Genomic DNA, 19,373 nt, shown 5'->3' with positions numbered 1-19,373 from the left:
CGCCCGGCGGTCCCCGCCAACGACAGAGAGGATCACGTGCTCAGCATCTCGGGCCAGTACCTGGCTCGCTACCGGCGACTCACCACCGACACCGGGGCGACGCTGCCCGTCACGGGCGCCCAGCGCCGCTTCATCCTGGTGCGGGCCCTCGACCCCACCGGCCGGCCGGACCTCGTGCCCATGTTCTTCGCGTTCCCGCGCGGCACGGTGGACCTCGCACGCCTCACCGCCGCGGCAGAGCGCCTCGCGGCGCTGCACCCGGTGCTGCGCGGCCGTCCGGGCGTGGTGCGCGGCACACCGGTGCTCCGCGTGGCGGAGCCACGGGTGCCCGTCGTCCGCGTACCCAGGGCCCCGGACGAGGACGCGGCCACGGCCCTGCGGCGGGCCCTGCGTGCCTGGGCCCCCGACGGTCCGCCCCTGCGGCTGTTCCTCACCGACGGCGGGACCGGCGGCGGTACGGAAGGCGCCGCGGGCGCGGAGCGGTACGGCCCGGGGGCCGGGCGGGAGGCGGAGCCGGAGGACGAGGTCCTCGCGATCGTCCTCGACCACGCCGTGTGCGACGGCCGGTCGCTCGCCCGGCTCGTCGAGGAACTCGGCGTCGCCTACACCGAGGGTTCCCGCGCGCAGCCCCCGTCCCCGTCGGACACCGCCGCCGAACTGACCGCCTATCGCGAGGCCGTGCTGCTCCAGCTCGACGCCGAGGAACGGGCGGCCGCGCCCGAGGCGCTGGCGTACTGGGGCGGCCGGCTCCGGGCGGTCCGCGACCGGGCCCCCGCACCCCGGCCCGGCGCCCCGGCCCCCGGGACGCTGCCGAGCGGCTCGGCATCCGCGCTCCTGCGCCCGCCCGCCGGCACCGCCGGGGTGCCGTTCCCGGAGCTGCTCGACGCCTGCCGGGCGGCCATGCGCTCCCTGTACGGCCCCGGCCACGTGGTCCCACTCGGCTACCCGTGGGGCGGTCGCCCGCCCGGCGCCGAACAGCTGCTCGGCTGCTTCCTCAACACGGTGGTCTTCCCGGCCGCGACCGGTCCGGCCCCGTCCGGCGCGGAGGTGACAGCCGATGCCTGGTGGGACGACCTGGACCGGGCCGACGTCCCGTTCGACGCCGTCGTGCACGCCGCCCGGGAGGCCGGATCCGGCTGGAGCGGCCGCCTGGACGGCCTGCTGACCGTCGACGACGCCCGGCAGCGGCCCCCGCTGCGCCTGGCGGGTGTCGAGGGGCGGGAGGTCCACGTCGACGGCAGACCCGTGCGCGGCCCCTTCGCCCTCTCCGTCACACAAGGGCGCGAACTGCGCCTGCGCATGGCCTGGGACCGCGCCGTGCTGGACGACGACGCCGCCCGGGCCGCCTTCGGCGCACTCACCGACAGGCTGCGGCGGCCGGCCCCGACGGCACCGGCCGGCCACTGACCCCCGAACCGCATCGGTGTCCGGCGTCCGGCCGGCACCCGCGACGGCCCGGCCGGTCCGCGCGACCCGCGGCCGGCCACCCCACCCGCCCGGGCACGGACCTGCCCGGCGCACCTCGACCGACCCGACAACCAAAGGGATCGCCCATGCTTCCGCTCTCCTCCTCGCAGGAGATCGTCTGGCTGCACGAACAGGTGCAGCCCGGCAGCCGTGCCTACAACTTCACCGCGGCGCTCGACCTGTGGGGCCCGCTGGACCGCGACGCCCTGCGCCACGGCCTGGCCGCCACGCTCGACCGCCACGCCGGCCTCCGCCTGGAACTGGTGGCCGTCACCGGGGCGATGCCTGGCCAGCGGGTCGCCGAGAGCTGCGAGCCCCGGCTGCGCACAGTGGACCTGACCACGGAGACGGACCCCGAGGCAGCCTTCCAGGAGCTGCTGCGTACGGAGGCGGAGACCCCGCTCGACACGTACGAGGCGCCACTGCTCCGCTGGACCCTGGCGCGGCTCGCGGACGACCACCACCGGCTCGTCCACGTCGAGCACCACCTGATCCACGACGGACACTCGTTCGCGATCCTGCTCGACGACGTGTTCTCCGTCTACCGCGGTCACGTCCTGGGCGAGCCGGCCGCGCTGCCGCCGGCCCCCTCCTACGCCGACCACGTCGACGCGCAGGCTCGCGTCGGGCAGGACGCGGCGCGGCGCGCCGGGCTGGAGTTCTGGACCGCCGAACTGCGCGGCCGGTCCTACGACCTGCCGCTGCCGGGCCTGTCCCGGCCCGGCGCCGGGCGCCGCCACCACGGCGGCCAGCTGCGGCAGACGATCGGCGCGGACCTGGCGGAGCGCCTGCGCGCCCACACCCACCGGCGCGGTCTCACACCGTTCTCCACCCTCCTCGGGCTGTTCGCCGAACTGCTGCGCCGGCACAGCGGCCGCCGGGAGCTGGTCGTCGGCACCGCGGTCGGCAACCGCCCCCGCGGCCACGAGCAGACCGTCGGCATGTTCGTGAACACCATCCCGCTCCCGCTGCGGCTCGATCCGGCCGCCCCGGCCGAGGAGACCATGGACGAGGTGACCGACGTCCTCATCCGGGCGCTGCCGTACCAGGACGTGCCGGTGCAGGAGCTGACCCGGGAGCTGGGGCTCCACACCTCGGGGGCCGACAACCCGCTGTTCGACGTGATGTTCAGCGCCCATGACGCCGAGCTGCCCGAGATCGACGTCCCCGGACTGGACGTCACCCTGTTCGAGGGCTTCAACACCGGGACGACCCGGTTCGACCTGGACGTGGTGCTGCTGCCCGACGACCGTCGCGGTGTCGGCGTCCGGCACGGCGCCGCCGGGATGATCCTGGTCTGGGACTACGACGCCGACATGTTCCCCGAGGAGGTGGTACGGCTCCTCGCGGCGCGGTACCTGGATCTCCTGCGGGCATACCTCGACGCCCCGGACACCGCCCTGGCCGACCTGGCCCCCGCCGGCGTCACCGTGCCCGCCGTCGAGCAGGCCCCCGCCACCGCCCCCGGCGAGGTGCCCGCCACCACCGCGCCGCGACCGGACCCGCTCGGCGCGCTCACCTCTCACGACCCGTCCCTCCCGGCACTGCTCACCGGCGCCCGGCGCCTCACCTACGGCGAGCTGGACGCCCGCGTCACCGCCCTCGCCGAACGCCTCACGGCCGCCGGGGTGACCGCCGGGCGGCCCGTGGCGGCCGTCCTTCCGCGCGGCGCCGACGCGGTCGTCGCACTGCTCGCCTGCCTCCGCACCGGCGCGGTCCACTGCCCGCTCTCGCCCTCGGACCCGCCCGCCCGGCTGGAGCTGCTGCTCGGCCGCCTCGGCCCGGCCCTCGTCCTCACCTCGGCCGAGCACCTCGTGACCGTCCCCGACGGTCTGCCCACCGCCACGGTGGACGCCCCGGAGCTGCCGAAGGCGCGCCCCGGAGACCCGGTCCCGGGCGCCGCGTACATCATCCACACCTCCGGATCCACCGGTACGCCCAAGCCCGTCGCGGTGGGGCGCGCGGCGCTGGAGGCCCACCTGACCGGGGTGTCCGACCGGTTCGGGCTGCGCCACGGCGACCGGGTCCTGCTCTTCGCCCAGCCGTCGTTCGACGTGGCGCTGGAGGAGGTGCTGCCGTCGCTGTACGCGGGGGCGTGCCTGATCGTCCCGGAGCACGAGGTGCCCACGGGCGCCGAACTGGCCGACCTGCTGGTCCGGGCGCGCGTCAGCGTGGTCAACCTCCCGACCAGCTACTTCCTCGCCACCAGGGAGGAGTTGCGGCCCGCCCTGCGGGACGGCAGCTGGGCGCCCCGGCTGGTCGTGCTGGGCGGGGAACGCCTACCGGCCGGCGTGCTGCGGGACTTCCTGACGGACACCGACGCCACGGTGCTCAACGCCTACGGTGTCACCGAGGCGGCCATCAGCTCCACCGTCCACCGCGTCACCGCCGACGCGGTGGCGGCCGACGGGGCGGAGGTTCCGCTCGGGACCGAGCTGCCCGGCGAGCGGGTGTACGTCCTGGACGAGCACCACCGTCCGCTGCCCGACGGAGCGGTGGGCGAACTAGCCATCGCCGGGGCCGGCCTCGCGGAGGGGTACGCAGGCAACCCGGAGGCGACCGCCGCCCGCTTCGTCCACCTGGACGCGCTCGGCGGTGAACGGGTGTACCTGACCGGCGACCTGGGCTACCGCGGCCTGGACGGGCTGCTGTACTTCCTGGGCCGCCGGGACAACCAGGTGAAACTGCGCGGCCACCGCATCGAGCTGGAGGAGATCGAGGCCGCCGCCTCGGCCGCGCTCGGCGGCCGGTCGTGCGCCGTCGTGCTGGACCGCGAGGCCGGCGCGGACCCCCGGCTGGTCGGCTTCCTGGAGTGCCCCGACGAGCGCGACGCGTGGGACGAGCGGGCGCTGCGCGCCGAGCTCGGCCGGCGGCTCCCGGCCGCTCTCGTCCCGGGCCGGTGGGTGCGCCTGGACGCGATGCCCACGCTCGCGGGGGGCAAGCCGGACCGGACGGCCCTCGCCGCGCGGGCGGCGCGCCTCGGCCCGGCCGGTGCGGCCCTGCCACCGGGCGACGGCGGCCGGCCGGGTGCCGTCCGCCCGCCGGCCGGTGCGGGCGACGGGTCCGCGCCGCGCGGCGCGGACCTCGCCGAGGTGACGCCGGCCGACCCGATGACCGGGCTGCTCAGCGACGGCTGGCGCGAGGTCCTGGGGCACGACCGGTTCGACGGGGCCACCGACTTCTTCCAGGCGGGCGGGCATTCGCTGCTCGCCGCGCGGTTGGCGGCGTGGCTGGAGCCCCGGCTCGGGCACCGTCCGCCGATGCGGCTCTTCTTCCGCCACCCGGTGCTCGCCGACCAGGCCGGGGCCCTCGCCGCCGGCGCCGCTCCTTCGGCCACCACCGGCGCCGCTGCCTCACCCGGCCCCGCCGTCGCCACCGCCACCGCCACCGCCACCGCCTCTTCGACGGAGTCGTGATGACCCAGCCGACAACCTTCCTGTCCGACACGCCCGCCACCGCTCCTGACGGCGGTCCGCTCAGCGTCGCCCACGGCGCCGCGACCGGCGACGACGCCGCCACGGCCGGGGTGCTCGCCCGGTTCGAGACCTGGGTGCACCGCACCCCGCATGCTCCCGCGGTGACCGACGGCGGGCACACCTGGACGTACCGGCAGCTCGACGCCGCCGCCGACCGGACGGTGGCCGCCCTGCGCGACCGGGTCGGCGCGGGCGACCTGGTCGGCGTCTGCCTGGACCGCTCCGCCGCGCTGGTCGTGACCGCCGTGGCGCTCGCCCGGATGGGCGCCGTGTACCTGCCGCTGGGGCCACGCCCCGGGGAGCGCCGGATCGACGCCGTCACGGAGGACCTGGACGTCGCCTGCCTGATCGGTGACCCCGCCGTGCTGCCGCCCCGGCACCGGGGGGCCGAGCACATCGAACTGGCCCTGCCGGGCGAGGGCGTCAACGCGGCCGGGACGGTGGTGGCGGCCTTCGCCCCGCCGCGTGCCGGGGCGGTGCTCCGCGCACCGCGCGACGCGTTCTACGCCGTGCTCACGTCCGGCTCCACGGGCCGGCCCAAGGCGGTCGTCGTCGGCGAGCCGGCGCTCGCCTCGCTGCTGGACTGGTACCGGTCCGCGACCGGGCTGGCGCCCGGCGACCGGCAGTCCCTGCTCATCGGGGTCGCGTTCGACCCGCACCTGCTGGAGCTGTGGGCGGGCCTGACGTGCGGCGCGACCCTCGTTCCCGCGCCGGACGGCGTCCGCTGGGACACCGGGTTGCTGGTCTCCTGGTGGCGCGAGGCGGCCATGACCGTGTCGGTCGCCGCAACGCCCATGGTCGAGCCGCTGCTGGAGCGGCCCTGGCCGGAGGACCTGGTCCTGCGCCACCTCGTCGTCGGCGGCGACCGGATGCGTCGGCGCCCCGGCGCCGACGTGACCGCGACGGTCCACAACGCCTACGGTCCGGCCGAGGCCACCGTCGTGACCACCACCCACGCCATGCGCGCGGCGGACGCCGGCGCGGAGGGCCCCGGCGCGCCGCCGATCGGCCTCCCCGTACCGGGCGTGACCGTCGTGGTGACCGACGCCGACGGCCGCCCCGTGGCGCGGGGCGAGGAGGGCGAACTGCGCGTCGGCGGCCGGAGTCTGGCCCTCGGGTACCTGGACCCGGAGCTGACCGCGGCCCGTTTCACCGCGCCACCGCCCGGCGTCGCCCTCCCCGGCGTCGACCGGCTGTACCGCACCGGCGACCGGGTGCGGATGCGGCGGGACGGCCTGCTGGAGTTCCTCGGCCGTCTCGACGACCAGGTGAAGATCAGCGGCGTCCGGATCGAGCCGGCGGAGGTCGAGGCCGCACTGGAGAAGGACCCCGCCGTGCTCGGTGCCGTCGTCACCGCGCCCCGGACGCCCGACGGTTGGACGCGCCTGGTGGCGTACGTACGACTCGTGCCGGGTGCCGCGGCCTCCGCCGAAGCGCTGCTCACGGGGGTACGGGCCTGGCTTCCCGAACAGGCCGTGCCCTCGGCGGTACGGATCACCGACTCCTTCCCGCTGGACCCCAACGGGAAGGTGGACCGGGCCGCGCTGACCCGGGAGGCGTCCGGGCCGGACACGGCCGGCGCGCCGGACGCCGCCATCGCGCCGGACTCCGGGGACCCGGGCCCCTCCACGCCGGGTGAGCGGATCGTGCTCGACGCCGTGCGCGACCTCCTCGCGCGGCCCGAGACCGTGCTCACGGACGAGTTCAGCCGGATCGGCGGTACGTCGATCGTCACCGCCCGGCTGCTGACCGTCATCGAGCGGGACAGCGGCGTACGCCTGCGGGCTCCGGAACTCCTGCGCCAGCCGGACCTGCGGGCCATAGCCGCCCTCGTCGACCGCCGCCGCGAGGCGGCGCGAGCGGCGGGAGTCTGAGATGACGACCCTGGTTCCGCCCACCGACGCCGCCCAGGAGGAACAGACCGTGCCGATCCCGCCCGAGCAGGAGCAGCCCGCCCCCGCCGGTCCCAGGCCGCCGCTCGCCGCCGGGCTGCCGGCCCTGGTGGCGTGGCACGCCGCACGCCACCCGCGCGCCCTGGCCGTGGCCGACGGCGACACGACCCTCACCTACGAACGGCTCGTCACCTGGGCCCGCGCCCTCGCGGGACACCTGCACGGCCACGGTGTCCGGCCGGGCGACCGCGTGGCGCTGCTGATGCCGCGCTCCGCGCACGCCGTCGTCGCGCAGCTGGCCCTGTGGTGGGCCGGCGCCACCTGCGTACCGCTGGACCCGGCGCATCCCCGGCCCCGTTCCGAGGCGATGGCGGCCGACGCCGGCGTCACACTGACCGTGGGCGACGGCAAGCTGCTCGAAGCGGTGGCCCTCTCCGGCCCGAGCCTCGCCCTGCCTGCGGAGGAGCCGCTGTCCGGCTCCTCCGCGGCCGCCCCCCGGCTCGGGCCCGACGCGGTGGCGTTCATCATGTTCACCTCCGGCTCGACCGGGCGTCCCAAGGGCGTCCGCGTTCCGCACCGGGCCGTCGCCGAGCTGCTGGCGGAGCCCGGCTACGTCACCCTCACCCCCCGGGACCGGGTGCTGTTCCACTCCCCCATGACGTTCGACGCCTCGACGTTCGAGGTGTGGGGAGCCCTCGCCAACGGCGCGGCCGTGGTGGTGTGCACCGCCGAGCGGCCCTCGTTCGAGGACCTGGCCCGGCACGCCGAGCGCCACGGCGCGACCGTCGCCTTCTTCACCACCGCGCTCTTCCACCAGCTCGCCGCCCGCCGTTCCCGGGTGTTCTCCCTGCTGCGCACCGTCGTGGTGGGCGGGGAGGCGCTGTCGGCGGAGCACGCCAGGGGGGTGTTGCGCGCGTTCCCGTGGCTGGAACTGGTCAACGCGTACGGACCCACGGAGACGACGACGTTCGCCACCGCGCACCGCGTCACCGACGCGGACTGCGACGGCCCCGTGCCGATCGGCCGGCCCGTGGCGGGCGCGACCGCGCACGTCATGGACGACTCCGGCCGGCCCGTCCCGGACGGCGGGCGGGGCGAGCTGTGGATCGGGGGCGCCCGGCTGGCGCTCGGCTACGCCGGCCTTCCCGGGCTGACCGCCGAACGCTTCGTCGACCACCCGGACCTGGGACGCCTGTACCGCACCGGTGACGTCGTCTCCGTACGCCCGGACGGTGTCCTCGACTTCCACGGCCGCACCGACGACCAGGTGAAGGTGCGCGGCTTCCGCATCGAGCCGGGGGAGGTCGAGCACGCACTGCGCGGACAGCCGGACGTGGAGGACGCCGCCGTCACCGTGCGGCGGCCCGCCCCCGACGACGCCCGGCTCGTGGCGTTCGTCGTGGCGGCGCCGGGCCCCGTGCCCCGCCCCGGGGTGCTGCGTGACCGCCTCGCGGCGATCCTGCCCGCCCATCTGGTCCCCGACGAGGTGACGATGGTCGACCGCCTGCCGCTGACCGGGTCGGGGAAGGTCGACCGCCGGGCCCTCGCCGACCTCGGAACCGGCGACGGGACCGGTGCCCCGGCCGCGCCGCTGACGCCGCTGCAACAGGCGGTCGCCGATCTGTGGAGCCGGGCGCTGGGCCGTGAGGTGACCCGGCCCGACGCCGACTTCCTCGCCCTGGGCGGGCACTCCCTGCTCGCTCTCGTCGTCACCGACGACCTGCGCGAGGAACTCGGGGTCGAGGTGGCACTCGCCGACTTCTTCGCCGCCCCCACGGTGGCCGGGCAGGCCGCCCTGGTCGAGCAGGCCCTGCTCGCCGCCCACAGCGACCTGCGCCCGAGCGCCCAGGAGGACCCCGATGACCAGTGACTCCCCGACCGCCTCGGCCCTGGCCCTCCAGGCGGAGCTGTTGCGCCGGGCGCGGACGCGTGCCGGAGGCCGGTCCGCCGCGCCCGAGGCAGCCGGGGCGCCCGCCCCGGCCGGCGCTGCCGGCACGACCGGCACGACCGGCACGACCGGAACCACCGGCGCCCGGCGGGAGAGCCATGGCGCCGCCCCGCTGTCCCACGCCCAGCGCCGCATGTGGCTCATGGACCGGCTGGGCCACCACGACGCCTCCTACAGCGTGCCCTTCGCGACCCGGCTGCGCGGCCGGCTGGACGTCGACGCGCTGGGCACCGCGCTGACCGCCCTCGTACGCCGCCACGAGATCCTGCGGACGCGGTACGGACAGCGGGACGGCGAGCCCTTCCAGGAGGCCCTCCCGGCGCCCGACGCGATCGAGGCGCGCCTGGTGGAGGCGGACCCCGAGCGCGCGCCCGGCCTGCTCGCCGAGGAGGCCCGCCGGCCGTTCGACCTCTCCGCGGGCCCTCTGCCCCGGCTGCTGGTGCTGCGGCACGGCGCGGAGGACCACACGGTCCTGCTGACGTTCCACCACATCTCCGTCGACGGAGCCTCCCTCGAGGTCGTCGCCCGGGATCTCGCGCGGCTCTACACGGCCGCCCTCGGCGGCACGGCCCCCGAACCGCCCACCGCGCCGCTCCGGTACGCGGACTTCGCCCGCCGGGAGCACGAGGCGGCCGGCCGGTTCGAGGAGGGGCTGCGCCACTGGACCGCCCGCCTGGCGGGAGCCTCGGCGCCGGCCCTGCCCCGCCCGGTACGGCCGCCCGCCGACGCGGCCACCCGGCCCTCGCGCGCCCTCACCCTGCCGCTCGGGCCCCGTGTGCCGGGGGCCCTGCGGGACCTCGGCGCGTCGCACCGGGCCACGCTGTTCACCGTGGCGCTGGCCGCCTCCTTCGCGGCCCTGCACCGGCTGACCGGCGAGGACGATCTGCTCATCGGCGTCGCGGGCACGCACCGCAGGGGTTCCGGCATGCGCGACCTGGTCGGCCTGTGCGTCAACACCCTTCCGGTCCGGGTGGACGTGTCCGGGGACCCGGGCTTCACCGTCCTGGTGGAGCGGGTGCGGGACGCCCTGCTGGAGGCCCAGAGCCACCGCGAGGTGCCGTTCGACCTCGTGGTGGAGCGCCTCGGTGCCGCCGCCCGGGACGCGGACGGGACCGCCCTGGTGCGGGTGACCGCCGACGTCGTGGCGGAGCCCACGGTGCTGCGCCTGCCCGGCACGGAGGCGGAGTACGTCGACGTGGCCGTCGGCGCCGCGAAGTTCGACCTGTCGCTGGGCCTGCTCGACACCGCCGCCGCCCCCGCCGCCCTCGTCCAGTACAGCCGCACCGCGCTGGACGAGCCGACCGCCGAGGCGCTGGCCGGCGGCTTCGCCGCGCTGCTCACCTCGGTCGCCGCCGATCCGGGGCTCCGGCTGTCCCAACTTCCCCCGACGCTCCCGACCGTCCCGGCGCACACGGCCGTCCCGGCGGCCTCGGCCGCCCAGGCCGGTCCCTCCGCCTTGTCCGTCGCGTCCGCCTCGTCCGTCGCGTCCGCCTCGTCCATGCCGTCCGCCCGGTCCGTCCCGGCGCCGGGTCCGGACCGGTCGGGACCCGGCGCGGACCCGGCGGGCGGTCGCGGAGCCGACGACGCGGGTGAGCACCCGGCGCAGGCGCTGCTGAGGGCGCATCCCCAGGTCAGCGACGCGGTCGTCGTCGAGCCCGCAGGCGGGCCGCTGCTGGCGTACGCCGTGACCGGCGGACTCGGCGGGCCCACGCGCGCCGAACTGCTGTCCGTCCTGCGGGCGTCGCTGCCCGCCGAGCTGGTCCCGGTGACCGTGACCCCGCTGGACGCGGTGCCCCGTACGGCCCAGGGGGCGCCCGACCTCGCGCGGCTCCCGGGGCTGCCGTCCGCACCCGCTCCGGCGGGACCGCGGGCGGAGGCGGTGACCGGGGCGTTCGCCGCGGTGCTCGGGTGCCCGGCGCCGGGGCCCGACGACGACTTCTTCGTCCTGGGCGGCCACTCGCTGGCCGCCGTGCGGCTCGCCGAGCTGCTGCGAGGTGCGCTGAGGCTGCCGCTGACCGGCCTGGACGTGATGCAGGCCCGTACGCCCCGGGCGGTCGTCGCCCTGCTGGACGGACGCGCGGAGGAGCGCGCCGCGGCCGCCGCGCCCACCCGCCGGGCGCGTCCCCGGGGGACGCGGGAGGGGACGGTCCTGGTGACCGGTGGCACCGGCGGGGTGGGAGCGTTCGTGCTGCGGGAACTCGCCGCGCGCGGGCGTCCCGTGCTCGCCCTCGCCCGTCCGGAGTCCGCGCACCTGGTCGCGGGGGACGGGGTGGACGTGGTCGAGGGCGACCTCGCCGACCCGGACGGCCTGGCCGACGCGGTGGCGCGCGCCGACGCGGTGATCCACGCGGCGTGCACCTTCACCCGCCCGGAGGTCGACGTGGCGGCCATGGAGGCGATGGTCCGCGCCTGGGCGCGCGGTCCGTTCGTCTTCGTCAGCAGCGTCGACGCCTACGGGCACCCCGCCGGCGACCTGGTGGAGGAGGAGTCCCCGTCACGGCAGCCGCTGAGCCCCTACGGCCGGGCGAAGCTCGACTGCGAACGGCTGCTGCTGGACGTCGCCGGCACCGGGGGCCGGGGCGGCGCGAGCGCCGTGCGCTCCCCGCTGGTGTGGGGCCCGCACGACCGGCTGCGCGACCAGCTGCGCTGGGGTGCCACGGGGCTGCTCTACCAGGCCGTGCGGGAGGGCCGGCCCGTCACCCTGCCCCGGCCGGGGGCCCATGGGCACGCCTGGTACGGCGCGCCGTGGGTGCACGCGTCGGCGCTGGCCCGCGCCGTGACGTCGTGCCTGGACGCGCCCGTGCACGGGGTCGCGAACGCCGTCGGGGGCCACGTCTCCTGGCGGGACCTCACGGCGCGCCTGGCCGAGCTGCTGCACCCCGAGGACGCCGGCGCCCGGGACGGTGTCGTCCGGGCGATCCGTGAGACGGACGAGGTCCACCCCGACCTGGACCATCACTGGCGATACCGCGCCGACCGGCTGGCCGCGTCCCTGCGGGAGCGGCCGGGCGAGGGCTGGCGCGCGGTGCTGGCGGAGATGACCGGCACACCCGGCGCCTGACGCCGGCACCGTCCCGCCCGGGTGGTCCGGCACTCCTCGACCAGGGGTGCCGGACCACCCGGTGCCGCCGCCGGACCTCGCCGGACCGCCACGAAATATCATGAATCCCCATGAACCGGTGTCGACCAAAGACCGGCTGTTCGGGGTGTGTCCCGTGAATTCGCGGGTATCCGCGCCTCATGAACGCACGGGGGTACCGGATGGTGGATGCACACGACGAGGCGGACCGGGTGTCCGCCGGTGGTCACCCGATGGCGGCCTCGGCCGTCTACGAGGGCGATTCCTCCTGTATCGGCCTGGCGCGCGACTTCGCCCGCGACTTCCTCACCCGGATCCAGGCGGTGCACGGCCTGCCGGTGTCGGAGCGGGCCATGGGCATGGTGCAGCTGGTGGTCAGCGAGCTGGTCACCAACGTCTGCAAGTACGCGCCCGGCCCCTGCCTGCTGGACCTGGAGGTCAGCGGCGGACTGGTCGTGGTGACGGTCTGGGACAGCGCGCCCGAACTCCCCTTCCCCAGGGCCGCCGACGCGAGCCGGATCGGTCAGCACGGCATGGAGATCGTCATGGCCGTCTGCCAGAGCTTCACCATCGAACGCCAGCCGGTCGGGAAGCGGACCCGGGCCGCGATCGCACTGGCGGACGACCCGGGCGGCCACATCGCGGGCCGCACCGCGTGACCCCGCACGCGTGACCCCGCCCCCGTGAGGGGGACAGCCGGCCGAACCCGATGATCACCCGATCGGCGCAGCATGCCGCCCGCCGGGCCGGGCAGGTGCCGCACTACCGGCCGGTTCCATCCTTCCTGCCCGGTGCACGGGACGTACCGCGGCCGAACCCCGAGCCGTCCGCGGTTCGTCCTGCGGCGCGTCCGGCGGCCCGGGACGCCGGTCAGGTGACCGTGACCCGCAGCACGCAGGGTGCGCCCGTGCTGATCGCTGTGGCCTGTTCGCGCAGGTCGGCGTGGGTGAACTCCAGCAGAGCCCGGTCGGCGGCCCGGCGCAGCAGCGGCAGGATCTCCGTGACGGGCCGACCGCGGTGCGTCTCGGCCAGCTCGGTGAAGGTCCGCTGGTAGGGAACGCCGTACGTGCCCGCGCTGTCGGCGAGCAACCGGTCCAGGTGCCGCCTGTCCACTCGTATGTCACCCATGACCCGCTCCCGTACGTCCGGGGCCCGGCCTCTCCGAGCCCTCCCCCACGACGCTACGAGACGGGTCTGACAACGCGGCCGACCACACCTACTCGCTGTGCACGATCTGGATCAGGTTGCCGCAGGTGTCGTCCAGCACCGCGGTGGTGATGGGCCCCATCTCCAGCGGCTCCTGGGTGAAGCGCACCCCGAGCGCCCGCAGCCGGTCGTACTCGGCGTGCACGTCGTCGACGGCGAAGGAGGTGGCCGGGATGCCGTCCTCGACCAGGGCCGCCTTGTACGGCGGCACCGCGGGGTGACCGGACGGCTCCAGCAGCAGTTCGGTGCCGTCCGGGTCCTCCGGCGAGACGACGGTCAGCCAGCGGTCGTCGCCGATCGGGACGTCGTGCTTCTTCACGAAACCGAGCACCTCGGTGTAGAAGCGGAGGGCCTCGGCCTGATCGTCGACGAAGACGCTGGACAGGTGGATCTTCATGGGGTGCTCTCCGGTGCGTCGGGCCTGAGCCATCGGGTCACGATGCGCTCGAGGGGTTCGGTGTTCACGTCGTGGAACTTGTAGCGACCCTGCCGGCGCGTGGTGACCAGGCCCGCGGACTCCAGTACGGCCAGGTGCTGGCTGATCGCCTGCCGGGACAGCCCCGGCCCGCGCCCGGCCACCAGTCGCGCGCATATCTCGAACAGGGTCTGGCCGTCCCGCTGCACCAGCTCGTCGAGGATGCGCCGGCGGGTGGGGTCGGCGAGCGCCTTGAAGACATCCTCCGCCATGGACCCCACGATAGGCAAGTGAACACTTGCCTATCAAGTGCCAGGCCTCACGACCGACCTCACCACCGGCCCCGGCTTCCGATACGTCAGGAGGCGGCGGCGCGCGCCGCCGCCTCGTCGGCGAGGGCGGTGAGGTCCTCGACGGACATCGCGCCCGGCGGCAGGCCCTTGCGGGCGAAGATGTTCGCGGCGTGGCGCAGGACGTCGTTCACCGGGGTCGGTACGCCGTGCAGCCGCCCGAGCAGCGAGACCTCCCCGTTCAGGTAGTCCGCCTCGATCGAGCCGGTGCGCCGGGCCAGGCTCTGCCAGGACGAGCCGCCCCGTACACCGGGCGGCTGATCCACCTTGCCGTCACGGGCCTCGGCCTGCTCCGCCCGGGACGCGTGGGCGATGCCCGCCGCGGCGAAGGCGGCCTCGCCCTCCTCGACCGCCCGCCGCAGCAGCGCCGCCTTGGCGGGGTGGGACTCCGGGCCGGTCGTGGCCTGGATCGCGTTGCCCAGGTTGCCCAGCAGCTTCGCGTACTTCCACCGCATGACGTCGTCGACTACCGGCGCCTCGAAGCCGGCGGCGGTGAGGTCCGCCGCCACCCGGTCCGCCATCGGGTCGCGGCCGCCGGCCGCCGCCCCCAGGTGCAGGATGCCGGTCAGGGGGGCACACAGCGCCGACACGACACCAGGCCGCAGGAACGTCGACGGCAACCAGACGCACACCCCGTACACCCGGGCGAACCGCCGCAGTGCGAGCCGTTCGCTCTCCACGCCGTTCTGCAGGCAGAACACCGGCAGCCGCTGGGCCGCCGTCCCGCCGCCCGCCACCTCCGCGTCGCCCCACGTGTCGAGGGCGTCGATGGTGTGCTGGGTCTTCACGGTGAGCAGCAGGACGTCGTCCCGCCGCAGGGTATCCAGGTCGGCCGGTCCCGTCGCCACCGGCAGCCGGTGGACGTGGGTGCCGTCCGCGGTGGTGAGCCGCAGGCCGTCCGCCCGCAGGGCTTCCGCGTGTTCGCCCCGGGCGACCAGGACGACCTCTTTGCCGGCCCGGGCGAGACGCCCGCCGACGGTGGCGCCGACCGCGCCCGCTCCGATGATGATGTACCGCATGGAGGTGAGCCTCGCACACCGCTCACCCGCCCGGTCATCCGCAGTCGGCCGGCCGGCTGCCCGTACGGCACGGGGCTCTGGCCTCCCGGCCGTCCCCGGCGGTACCGTCGGGCCCCCGCACCGGGTGACACGGAGGAGGACGAGTGAGCCAGGCGCCACGGTCCGGAGGTGTGTCCGCCGCCGAGGTCTTCGACGCGGTGGGCGTCCGCTACGAGGAGGTCTTCGCCCGCGTCCCGGGTCAACTCGCGGCCCTGGACTGGCTCATCGGCAGCCTGCCGCCCGGCGCGCGCGTCCTGGACGTCGGCAGCGGCACGGGCCGGCCCGTCGCCGAGACGCTGACCCGGGCGGGGTACGCCGTGACCGGGATCGACGTGTCGGCCGAGATGGTCCGGCTGGCCCGCGAGCGGGTGCCGGCCGCGTCGTTCGAACAGGCCGACGTGCGCACCTACCGGGCGCCGGAGGGCGGGTACGACGCGGTGTGCGCCTTCTTCCCGCTGCTGGTGATGGACCAGCCGGAGGTGGAGCGGTCGCTGAGCGCGATGGCTTCGTGGGTGGCTCCGGGCGGGGCCTTCGCCATGGCCACCGTGCCCGGCGACGTCAGGGGCCTGGACACCGTGTGGATGGGCCACCGGGTCACCGTCAGCAGCCTCGCCACCGAGGACCAGCTGCGGGTGCTGCGGGAGGCCGGGCTGGAGATCGTCCACCACCACACCGCCCTCTACCGCCCCCACGGCCCCGAGGCGGAACCCGAACCCCACCTGTACGTCCACGCCCGCCGCCCCGCCTGAACGGGCGCGTGGGGGTGCGCGGCGCGGCGGCCCGCCGGACGGGCGCCTCCCGGGCGGGCGCTTCCCGCCGCCCGTTCAGGCCCTCCGGGGTGCGCCGCCGCTCCACCCGCGCCAGGGTGGGCGCCAGGAGGTGGTGCGCCGATGGGCATCGAAGAGTACGGGGGCGGCCAGTCGCCCCGGGCCGACGTCCTCGTCGTCACCACGAACGACGTGCCCGGCCACCAGGTCCAGCAGGTGATCGGTGAGGTTTTCGGGCTCACCGTCCGCTCGCGCCACCTGGGCAGCCAGATCGGCGCCGGGCTGAAGTCGATGATCGGCGGCGAGCTGCGGGGGCTGACCAAGACCCTGGTGGAGACCCGCAACCAGGCCATGGAACGACTGGTCGAGCAGGCCCGCGCTCGTGGCGCCAACGCCGTACTGGCCTTCCGTTTCGACGTCACGGAAGCCGCGGACGCCGGCACCGAGGTGTGCGCCTACGGCACAGCCGTCATCGTGAGCCGTACGGGCTGACCGAGCCGGTCGTACCCCGGATCGGCCCGGCCCAGCACCCGGGGGCCGCAGACGCGGCGGCCTCAGCGACCGTCGCCCCGCGGGCCGTGGCGCACCGGCCGCGCCGGTACGGGGCGAGCGGTGCCCCCTGCCCCGCCCCCAGCCCCGGTTCCCGGTCCCGGCGTCCCGCGCCGGGGCCTCTCAGCGATCGCCGGAGGGCTCCAGGAACTCCTCCAGCACTCCGGGCAGGGCGGCGACGGCGAGGGGCACCGCGTCGTCGGCCGCCAGGTCCCGCACGCGGTAGGCGTGTTCACCAGCGGCCACGGCCGCCGTGAGCGTGACGAGCCCGGCGCGGCGCGCGGACGGGGACGCCGAGAACGTCCAGGCGATGATTCCACGCTGCTCGATGTGCAGACGGGCGAGGAGGCTCTGGCTCGGCTGGACGCGCACCTGGACCGCGTGTTCGGCGACGGATGACAGGGCGGGTCGCGGGGGCTGCCCGGGGCCGGGCCGGTCACGGTCCATGGACCGGCCGGACGCCGTACGCACGGGACGGGCCGGACGCGCACGTGGAGCGTGGCAGCCCCTCACCTCGGCGGGCACCGGTGCGCTGCGCTCCGGGACGTGTCGCGGTCGTCGCCGGTCGAGCGGCGCGTGCCGCGTTCGGCCGGGGAACCGGCGGGAGCCGGACAGCGTTGTGTTTCCTGAGCGGGTGGGCCGGCCCATTCGCCAGGGGGAAAGGAACAGGGACGGCGTGATCAGCGACAAGGCCCGCAAGCTGTTCGAGGCACTCGACCTCGACATGAACGGGACACTCACCCGTGAAGAGGTGATCACCGCTCTGCGGACCAAGGGCCCGTCGCTGGCCGCGGCGGGGGATCTTCCGGTCTGGGGTCTGACGGACGCAGACGACTCCTCCGCGCTGTTCGACAGCGCGGACCAGAACGGGGACGCGGTACTGACACTGGAGGAATTCGCGGCGGTGGTCGACCGCCGTTTCGGCTGGCGCTGACGGTCTGCCACGGCCGGTTCCCGGCACCCTTCGCGGGCCAGCGCCGGCGAGCGGCAGGTGTCCCACGGGGCGCGGCCCCCGGAGCGGCGGGCCCCGGAAGGGCTCACCGGCTCCGGCGGCACATGGCGCGATGCCCCGACCGGCCGCGGGGGCGGTCAGTCGGTGGACAGCGCCTCCAGCAGGTCGCCGGCCTTCGGGTCCGGCAGGGCACGGGCGACGTCGGCCTGGGCCACGATGCCGACCAGGCGGTGGCCGTCGATCACCGGGAGACGGCGCACCTTGTGCGAGGTCATGGTGCGCAGGATCTCCTCGGCCTCGTCGTCGGCGCCGATGGTGACCGCCTCGCCCTGGGCGAGGTCACCGGCCTTGACCTGGGCCGGGTCCTTGCCCGCGCCCAGCACCTTCACCACGATGTCGCGGTCGGTGAGCATGCCCTTGAGCTTGTCGTCCGTACCGCAGATGGGCAGCGCGCCGACGCCCAGTTCGGTCATCTTCTTCGCGGCGTCGAGCACCGTCTCCTCGGCACCGACACACTCGGCGCCCTCGGTCATGATTTCGCGAGCCGTCGTCATACCGCAGCCTCCCTATGTCCTGGCCTTCAGGTCTCCGGGCACCCGATGGGTGGCCCGGGCGCAATGACAGGTGCCCCGCGAACGCCGCCGCTAACGCGCGCGTTCGCCGCCGCCCACCCCCGGCGGCCGGTAAGCCGGGCCGCCGACCGGGTCGCCGGCCGGGTGCGCGTACGGCGTTGATCACCCGATCGGCGCAGCATGCCGCCGGCCGGCCCGGGCAGGCGCGCTGTTGTCAGGCCGGTCCACTCCACCGGGCCTGGTGTGTGGGAAGTGCCGCGGCCGAACTCCCAGTCGGCCGCGGCGACCGCCGCCCCACCGCGCGGGATGCGTGCCGTCACCCGCACGCCGCCACCCGCGCCGTCCCCGCACCGCCTGCCGGGCGGCGCTCGCCGGGACGCGCGGGCGCCGACCGCCAGGTTCGTGGCCGCCTCGGCCCGCTGTGGATGCGCGCCAGCCGAACGGCGTCGCCGGCGGCCCGGCGCTGTGCCGACGGCGCGACGGGACGAGCCTGCCGGGCGGCGCTCGCCGACACGTGCGGGGCGGGGCGGAGCGGGGAATCGTTTCCTCGTTCCCGTACGGGTGACGCGGGCGTACCCGCCGGGCCGGTGTGGGTAGCCAGGGGCCGACTCGCGCCAAGCGGCGAGTCGCCCAACTGCACCCCGCTCCAGGAAGGAACCCCGCATGCGTCGCATCGCGGCCGTCGTCCTCGGAACCGCCGCGTTCCTCGGGTACGGAGCCCTCACCTCCGCGGCGGTGACCGTACCCGACCCCGTCGCCGCCGTCAGCTGCATCACCACGAGTACGACCGAGCTGACCACGCTCGTCGACCCGGCGTCGCCGGGGCTTCCGTCGGAGGTCCCCGGCGCGGCCTGCCTGGCGGTCTGAACGACGATGCGCGCGCCCGGGCGGTCGCCGTACGCCGGCCTCCCGGGCGGCCCCGGCGCGTCCCGGTGCGGCGGCCCCGGGCGCTCAGGGGCGCGGTCCGGCGAACTCCCGCAAGGTCTTCTCGTAATGGCCACCGAACTCCACGCGCGTGATGTCCTTGAAACGGAACGCGGAGACGCCGTCACGCCATCGCGCCTCCGTGTCCACCTCGCGCAGCCGCAACGACGCGCGGCGCAGTTCCGTCAGGGCGCCGATGTAGCAGACGTCCGGCATGTGCCGTTCGACATGCAGCGTGATCAGGCCGAAGGCGGCCGAGGCACTTTCCGCCAGCGCCGGCAGCGTGTCCAGCCGGACGGCGGGTTCGGGCATGCGCACCGGCCACCGGCCCCGTCGGCGCAGAGCCCTGATGGTGAGGCAGTTGCCGTCACCCCGGCGGCGCACCTTCACGATGTCGGCCGTGCGGACGGCGGTCCACCCGTCGAGCCGGATGTCCGTACAGCGGGCGATCAGCGTCCACCCGGCGTCGACGCCGACCACGAAGCCTTCGAACCGGTCGGCACGCGGAATCGCCCGGTGGACCCGTACGAGCCCTCCGGTGCGCACCGCCCTGTCGAGCCGGCGCAGGATGTCGCCGTCGATCGTGTCCGCCTGCGCGCCCTGGGTCCTCTTCACGGCGTCCCCTTCCCCATGCCCTGTTCCCCCGCCTTGTCCGTCCTGCGGATGTTGCCCGCCCCGGGCCGGCCCCGCACCCCGTTCACGCTCTCCGCCCGGCGCG

17 protein-coding genes are annotated in these 19,373 nt (G+C 76.0%); 10 read left to right on the top strand and 7 right to left on the bottom strand.

From position 1 onward, the window contains the following. Positions 1 to 36 precede the first annotated feature (36 nt). The 6 genes from IE109_RS20860 to IE109_RS20835 all read left to right on the top strand — a co-directional run bounded on the left by IE109_RS20860 (position 37) and on the right by IE109_RS20835 (position 12,521). Entirely contained in the window at positions 37 to 1,407 is a 1,371-nt protein-coding gene (locus IE109_RS20860) for a condensation domain-containing protein (protein WP_189552476.1), read from the top strand. Positions 1,408 to 1,553: 146 nt separating this feature from the next. After that, positions 1,554 to 4,883, top strand: a complete 3,330-nt coding sequence (locus IE109_RS20855; protein WP_189552475.1) for a non-ribosomal peptide synthetase — start codon at positions 1,554 to 1,556, stop codon at positions 4,881 to 4,883. Further along, a complete protein-coding gene (locus IE109_RS20850; protein WP_189552474.1) occupies positions 4,883 to 6,817 on the top strand; it encodes a non-ribosomal peptide synthetase in 1,935 nt (644 codons plus the stop codon). Before IE109_RS20855 ends, IE109_RS20850 begins: the two co-directional genes overlap by 1 nt. A gap of 1 nt (position 6,818) precedes the next feature. Next, entirely contained in the window at positions 6,819 to 8,705 is a 1,887-nt protein-coding gene (locus tag IE109_RS20845; RefSeq protein ID WP_189552473.1) for a non-ribosomal peptide synthetase, read from the top strand. After that, entirely contained in the window at positions 8,695 to 11,844 is a 3,150-nt protein-coding gene (locus IE109_RS20840; RefSeq protein ID WP_189552472.1) for a condensation domain-containing protein, read from the top strand. Before IE109_RS20845 ends, IE109_RS20840 begins: the two co-directional genes overlap by 11 nt. A 200-nt stretch (positions 11,845 to 12,044) precedes the next feature. Next, positions 12,045 to 12,521 carry an ATP-binding protein gene (locus tag IE109_RS20835; RefSeq protein WP_189552680.1) on the top strand — a complete coding sequence of 159 codons (477 nt, stop codon included), beginning with the start codon at positions 12,045 to 12,047 and terminating at the stop codon, positions 12,519 to 12,521. Positions 12,522 to 12,732: 211 nt separating this feature from the next. On the opposite strand, the gene IE109_RS20830 is transcribed toward IE109_RS20835, so the two are convergent. The 4 genes from IE109_RS20830 to IE109_RS20815 all read right to left on the bottom strand — a co-directional run bounded on the left by IE109_RS20830 (position 12,733) and on the right by IE109_RS20815 (position 14,852). Further along, positions 12,733 to 12,990 carry a hypothetical protein gene (locus IE109_RS20830; RefSeq protein ID WP_189552471.1) on the bottom strand — a complete coding sequence of 86 codons (258 nt, stop codon included), beginning with the start codon at positions 12,988 to 12,990 and terminating at the stop codon, positions 12,733 to 12,735. Between the two features lie 88 nt (positions 12,991 to 13,078). Beyond that, positions 13,079 to 13,465 carry a VOC family protein gene (locus IE109_RS20825; protein ID WP_189552679.1) on the bottom strand — a complete coding sequence of 129 codons (387 nt, stop codon included), beginning with the start codon at positions 13,463 to 13,465 and terminating at the stop codon, positions 13,079 to 13,081. Next, positions 13,462 to 13,755 (bottom strand): ArsR/SmtB family transcription factor, encoded by a 294-nt coding sequence (locus tag IE109_RS20820; RefSeq protein WP_189552470.1) that lies wholly within the window; start codon positions 13,753 to 13,755, stop codon positions 13,462 to 13,464. The genes IE109_RS20825 and IE109_RS20820 overlap by 4 nt, the downstream gene beginning before the upstream one ends. An 86-nt stretch (positions 13,756 to 13,841) precedes the next feature. Further along, entirely contained in the window at positions 13,842 to 14,852 is a 1,011-nt protein-coding gene (locus IE109_RS20815; RefSeq protein WP_189552469.1) for a ketopantoate reductase family protein, read from the bottom strand. Between the two features lie 143 nt (positions 14,853 to 14,995). Here IE109_RS20815 and IE109_RS20810 point away from each other — a divergent pair, with 143 nt between their 5' ends. Further along, complete coding sequence (locus IE109_RS20810) at positions 14,996 to 15,640, top strand: class I SAM-dependent methyltransferase (protein WP_189552468.1); 645 nt, start codon at positions 14,996 to 14,998, stop codon at positions 15,638 to 15,640. Positions 15,641 to 15,781: 141 nt separating this feature from the next. Continuing rightward, positions 15,782 to 16,150: a YbjQ family protein gene (locus tag IE109_RS20805; RefSeq protein ID WP_189552466.1), complete on the top strand. Its 369-nt coding sequence runs from the start codon at positions 15,782 to 15,784 to the stop codon at positions 16,148 to 16,150. 180 nt (positions 16,151 to 16,330) lie between these two features. Here the strand turns inward: IE109_RS20805 and IE109_RS20800 are convergent, their stop codons facing one another. Further along, positions 16,331 to 16,654: a hypothetical protein gene (locus tag IE109_RS20800; RefSeq protein WP_229891339.1), complete on the bottom strand. Its 324-nt coding sequence runs from the start codon at positions 16,652 to 16,654 to the stop codon at positions 16,331 to 16,333. Between the two features lie 232 nt (positions 16,655 to 16,886). Between IE109_RS20800 and IE109_RS20795 the strand changes: the two genes are divergently transcribed. Beyond that, positions 16,887 to 17,141, top strand: a complete 255-nt coding sequence (locus tag IE109_RS20795) for an EF-hand domain-containing protein (protein ID WP_189552677.1) — start codon at positions 16,887 to 16,889, stop codon at positions 17,139 to 17,141. A gap of 155 nt (positions 17,142 to 17,296) precedes the next feature. Here the strand turns inward: IE109_RS20795 and IE109_RS20790 are convergent, their stop codons facing one another. Continuing rightward, positions 17,297 to 17,713: a CBS domain-containing protein gene (locus tag IE109_RS20790; protein WP_189552465.1), complete on the bottom strand. Its 417-nt coding sequence runs from the start codon at positions 17,711 to 17,713 to the stop codon at positions 17,297 to 17,299. A gap of 681 nt (positions 17,714 to 18,394) precedes the next feature. Here IE109_RS20790 and IE109_RS20785 point away from each other — a divergent pair. Further along, positions 18,395 to 18,598 carry a hypothetical protein gene (locus tag IE109_RS20785; protein ID WP_189552464.1) on the top strand — a complete coding sequence of 68 codons (204 nt, stop codon included), beginning with the start codon at positions 18,395 to 18,397 and terminating at the stop codon, positions 18,596 to 18,598. A gap of 84 nt (positions 18,599 to 18,682) precedes the next feature. Here IE109_RS20785 and IE109_RS20780 read toward each other — a convergent pair whose 3' ends face one another. After that, positions 18,683 to 19,270 (bottom strand): hypothetical protein, encoded by a 588-nt coding sequence (locus tag IE109_RS20780; protein WP_189552462.1) that lies wholly within the window; start codon positions 19,268 to 19,270, stop codon positions 18,683 to 18,685. Between the last annotated feature and the right edge of the window lie 103 nt (positions 19,271 to 19,373).

Origin of the sequence: Streptomyces lavendofoliae, from assembly GCF_014649735.1 — a bacterium.
GTDB classification, from domain to species: domain Bacteria; phylum Actinomycetota; class Actinomycetes; order Streptomycetales; family Streptomycetaceae; genus Streptomyces; species Streptomyces lavendofoliae.
Note: the sequence above shows the minus strand (reverse complement) of the source record. Positions and strands in the feature narration are given on the sequence as shown.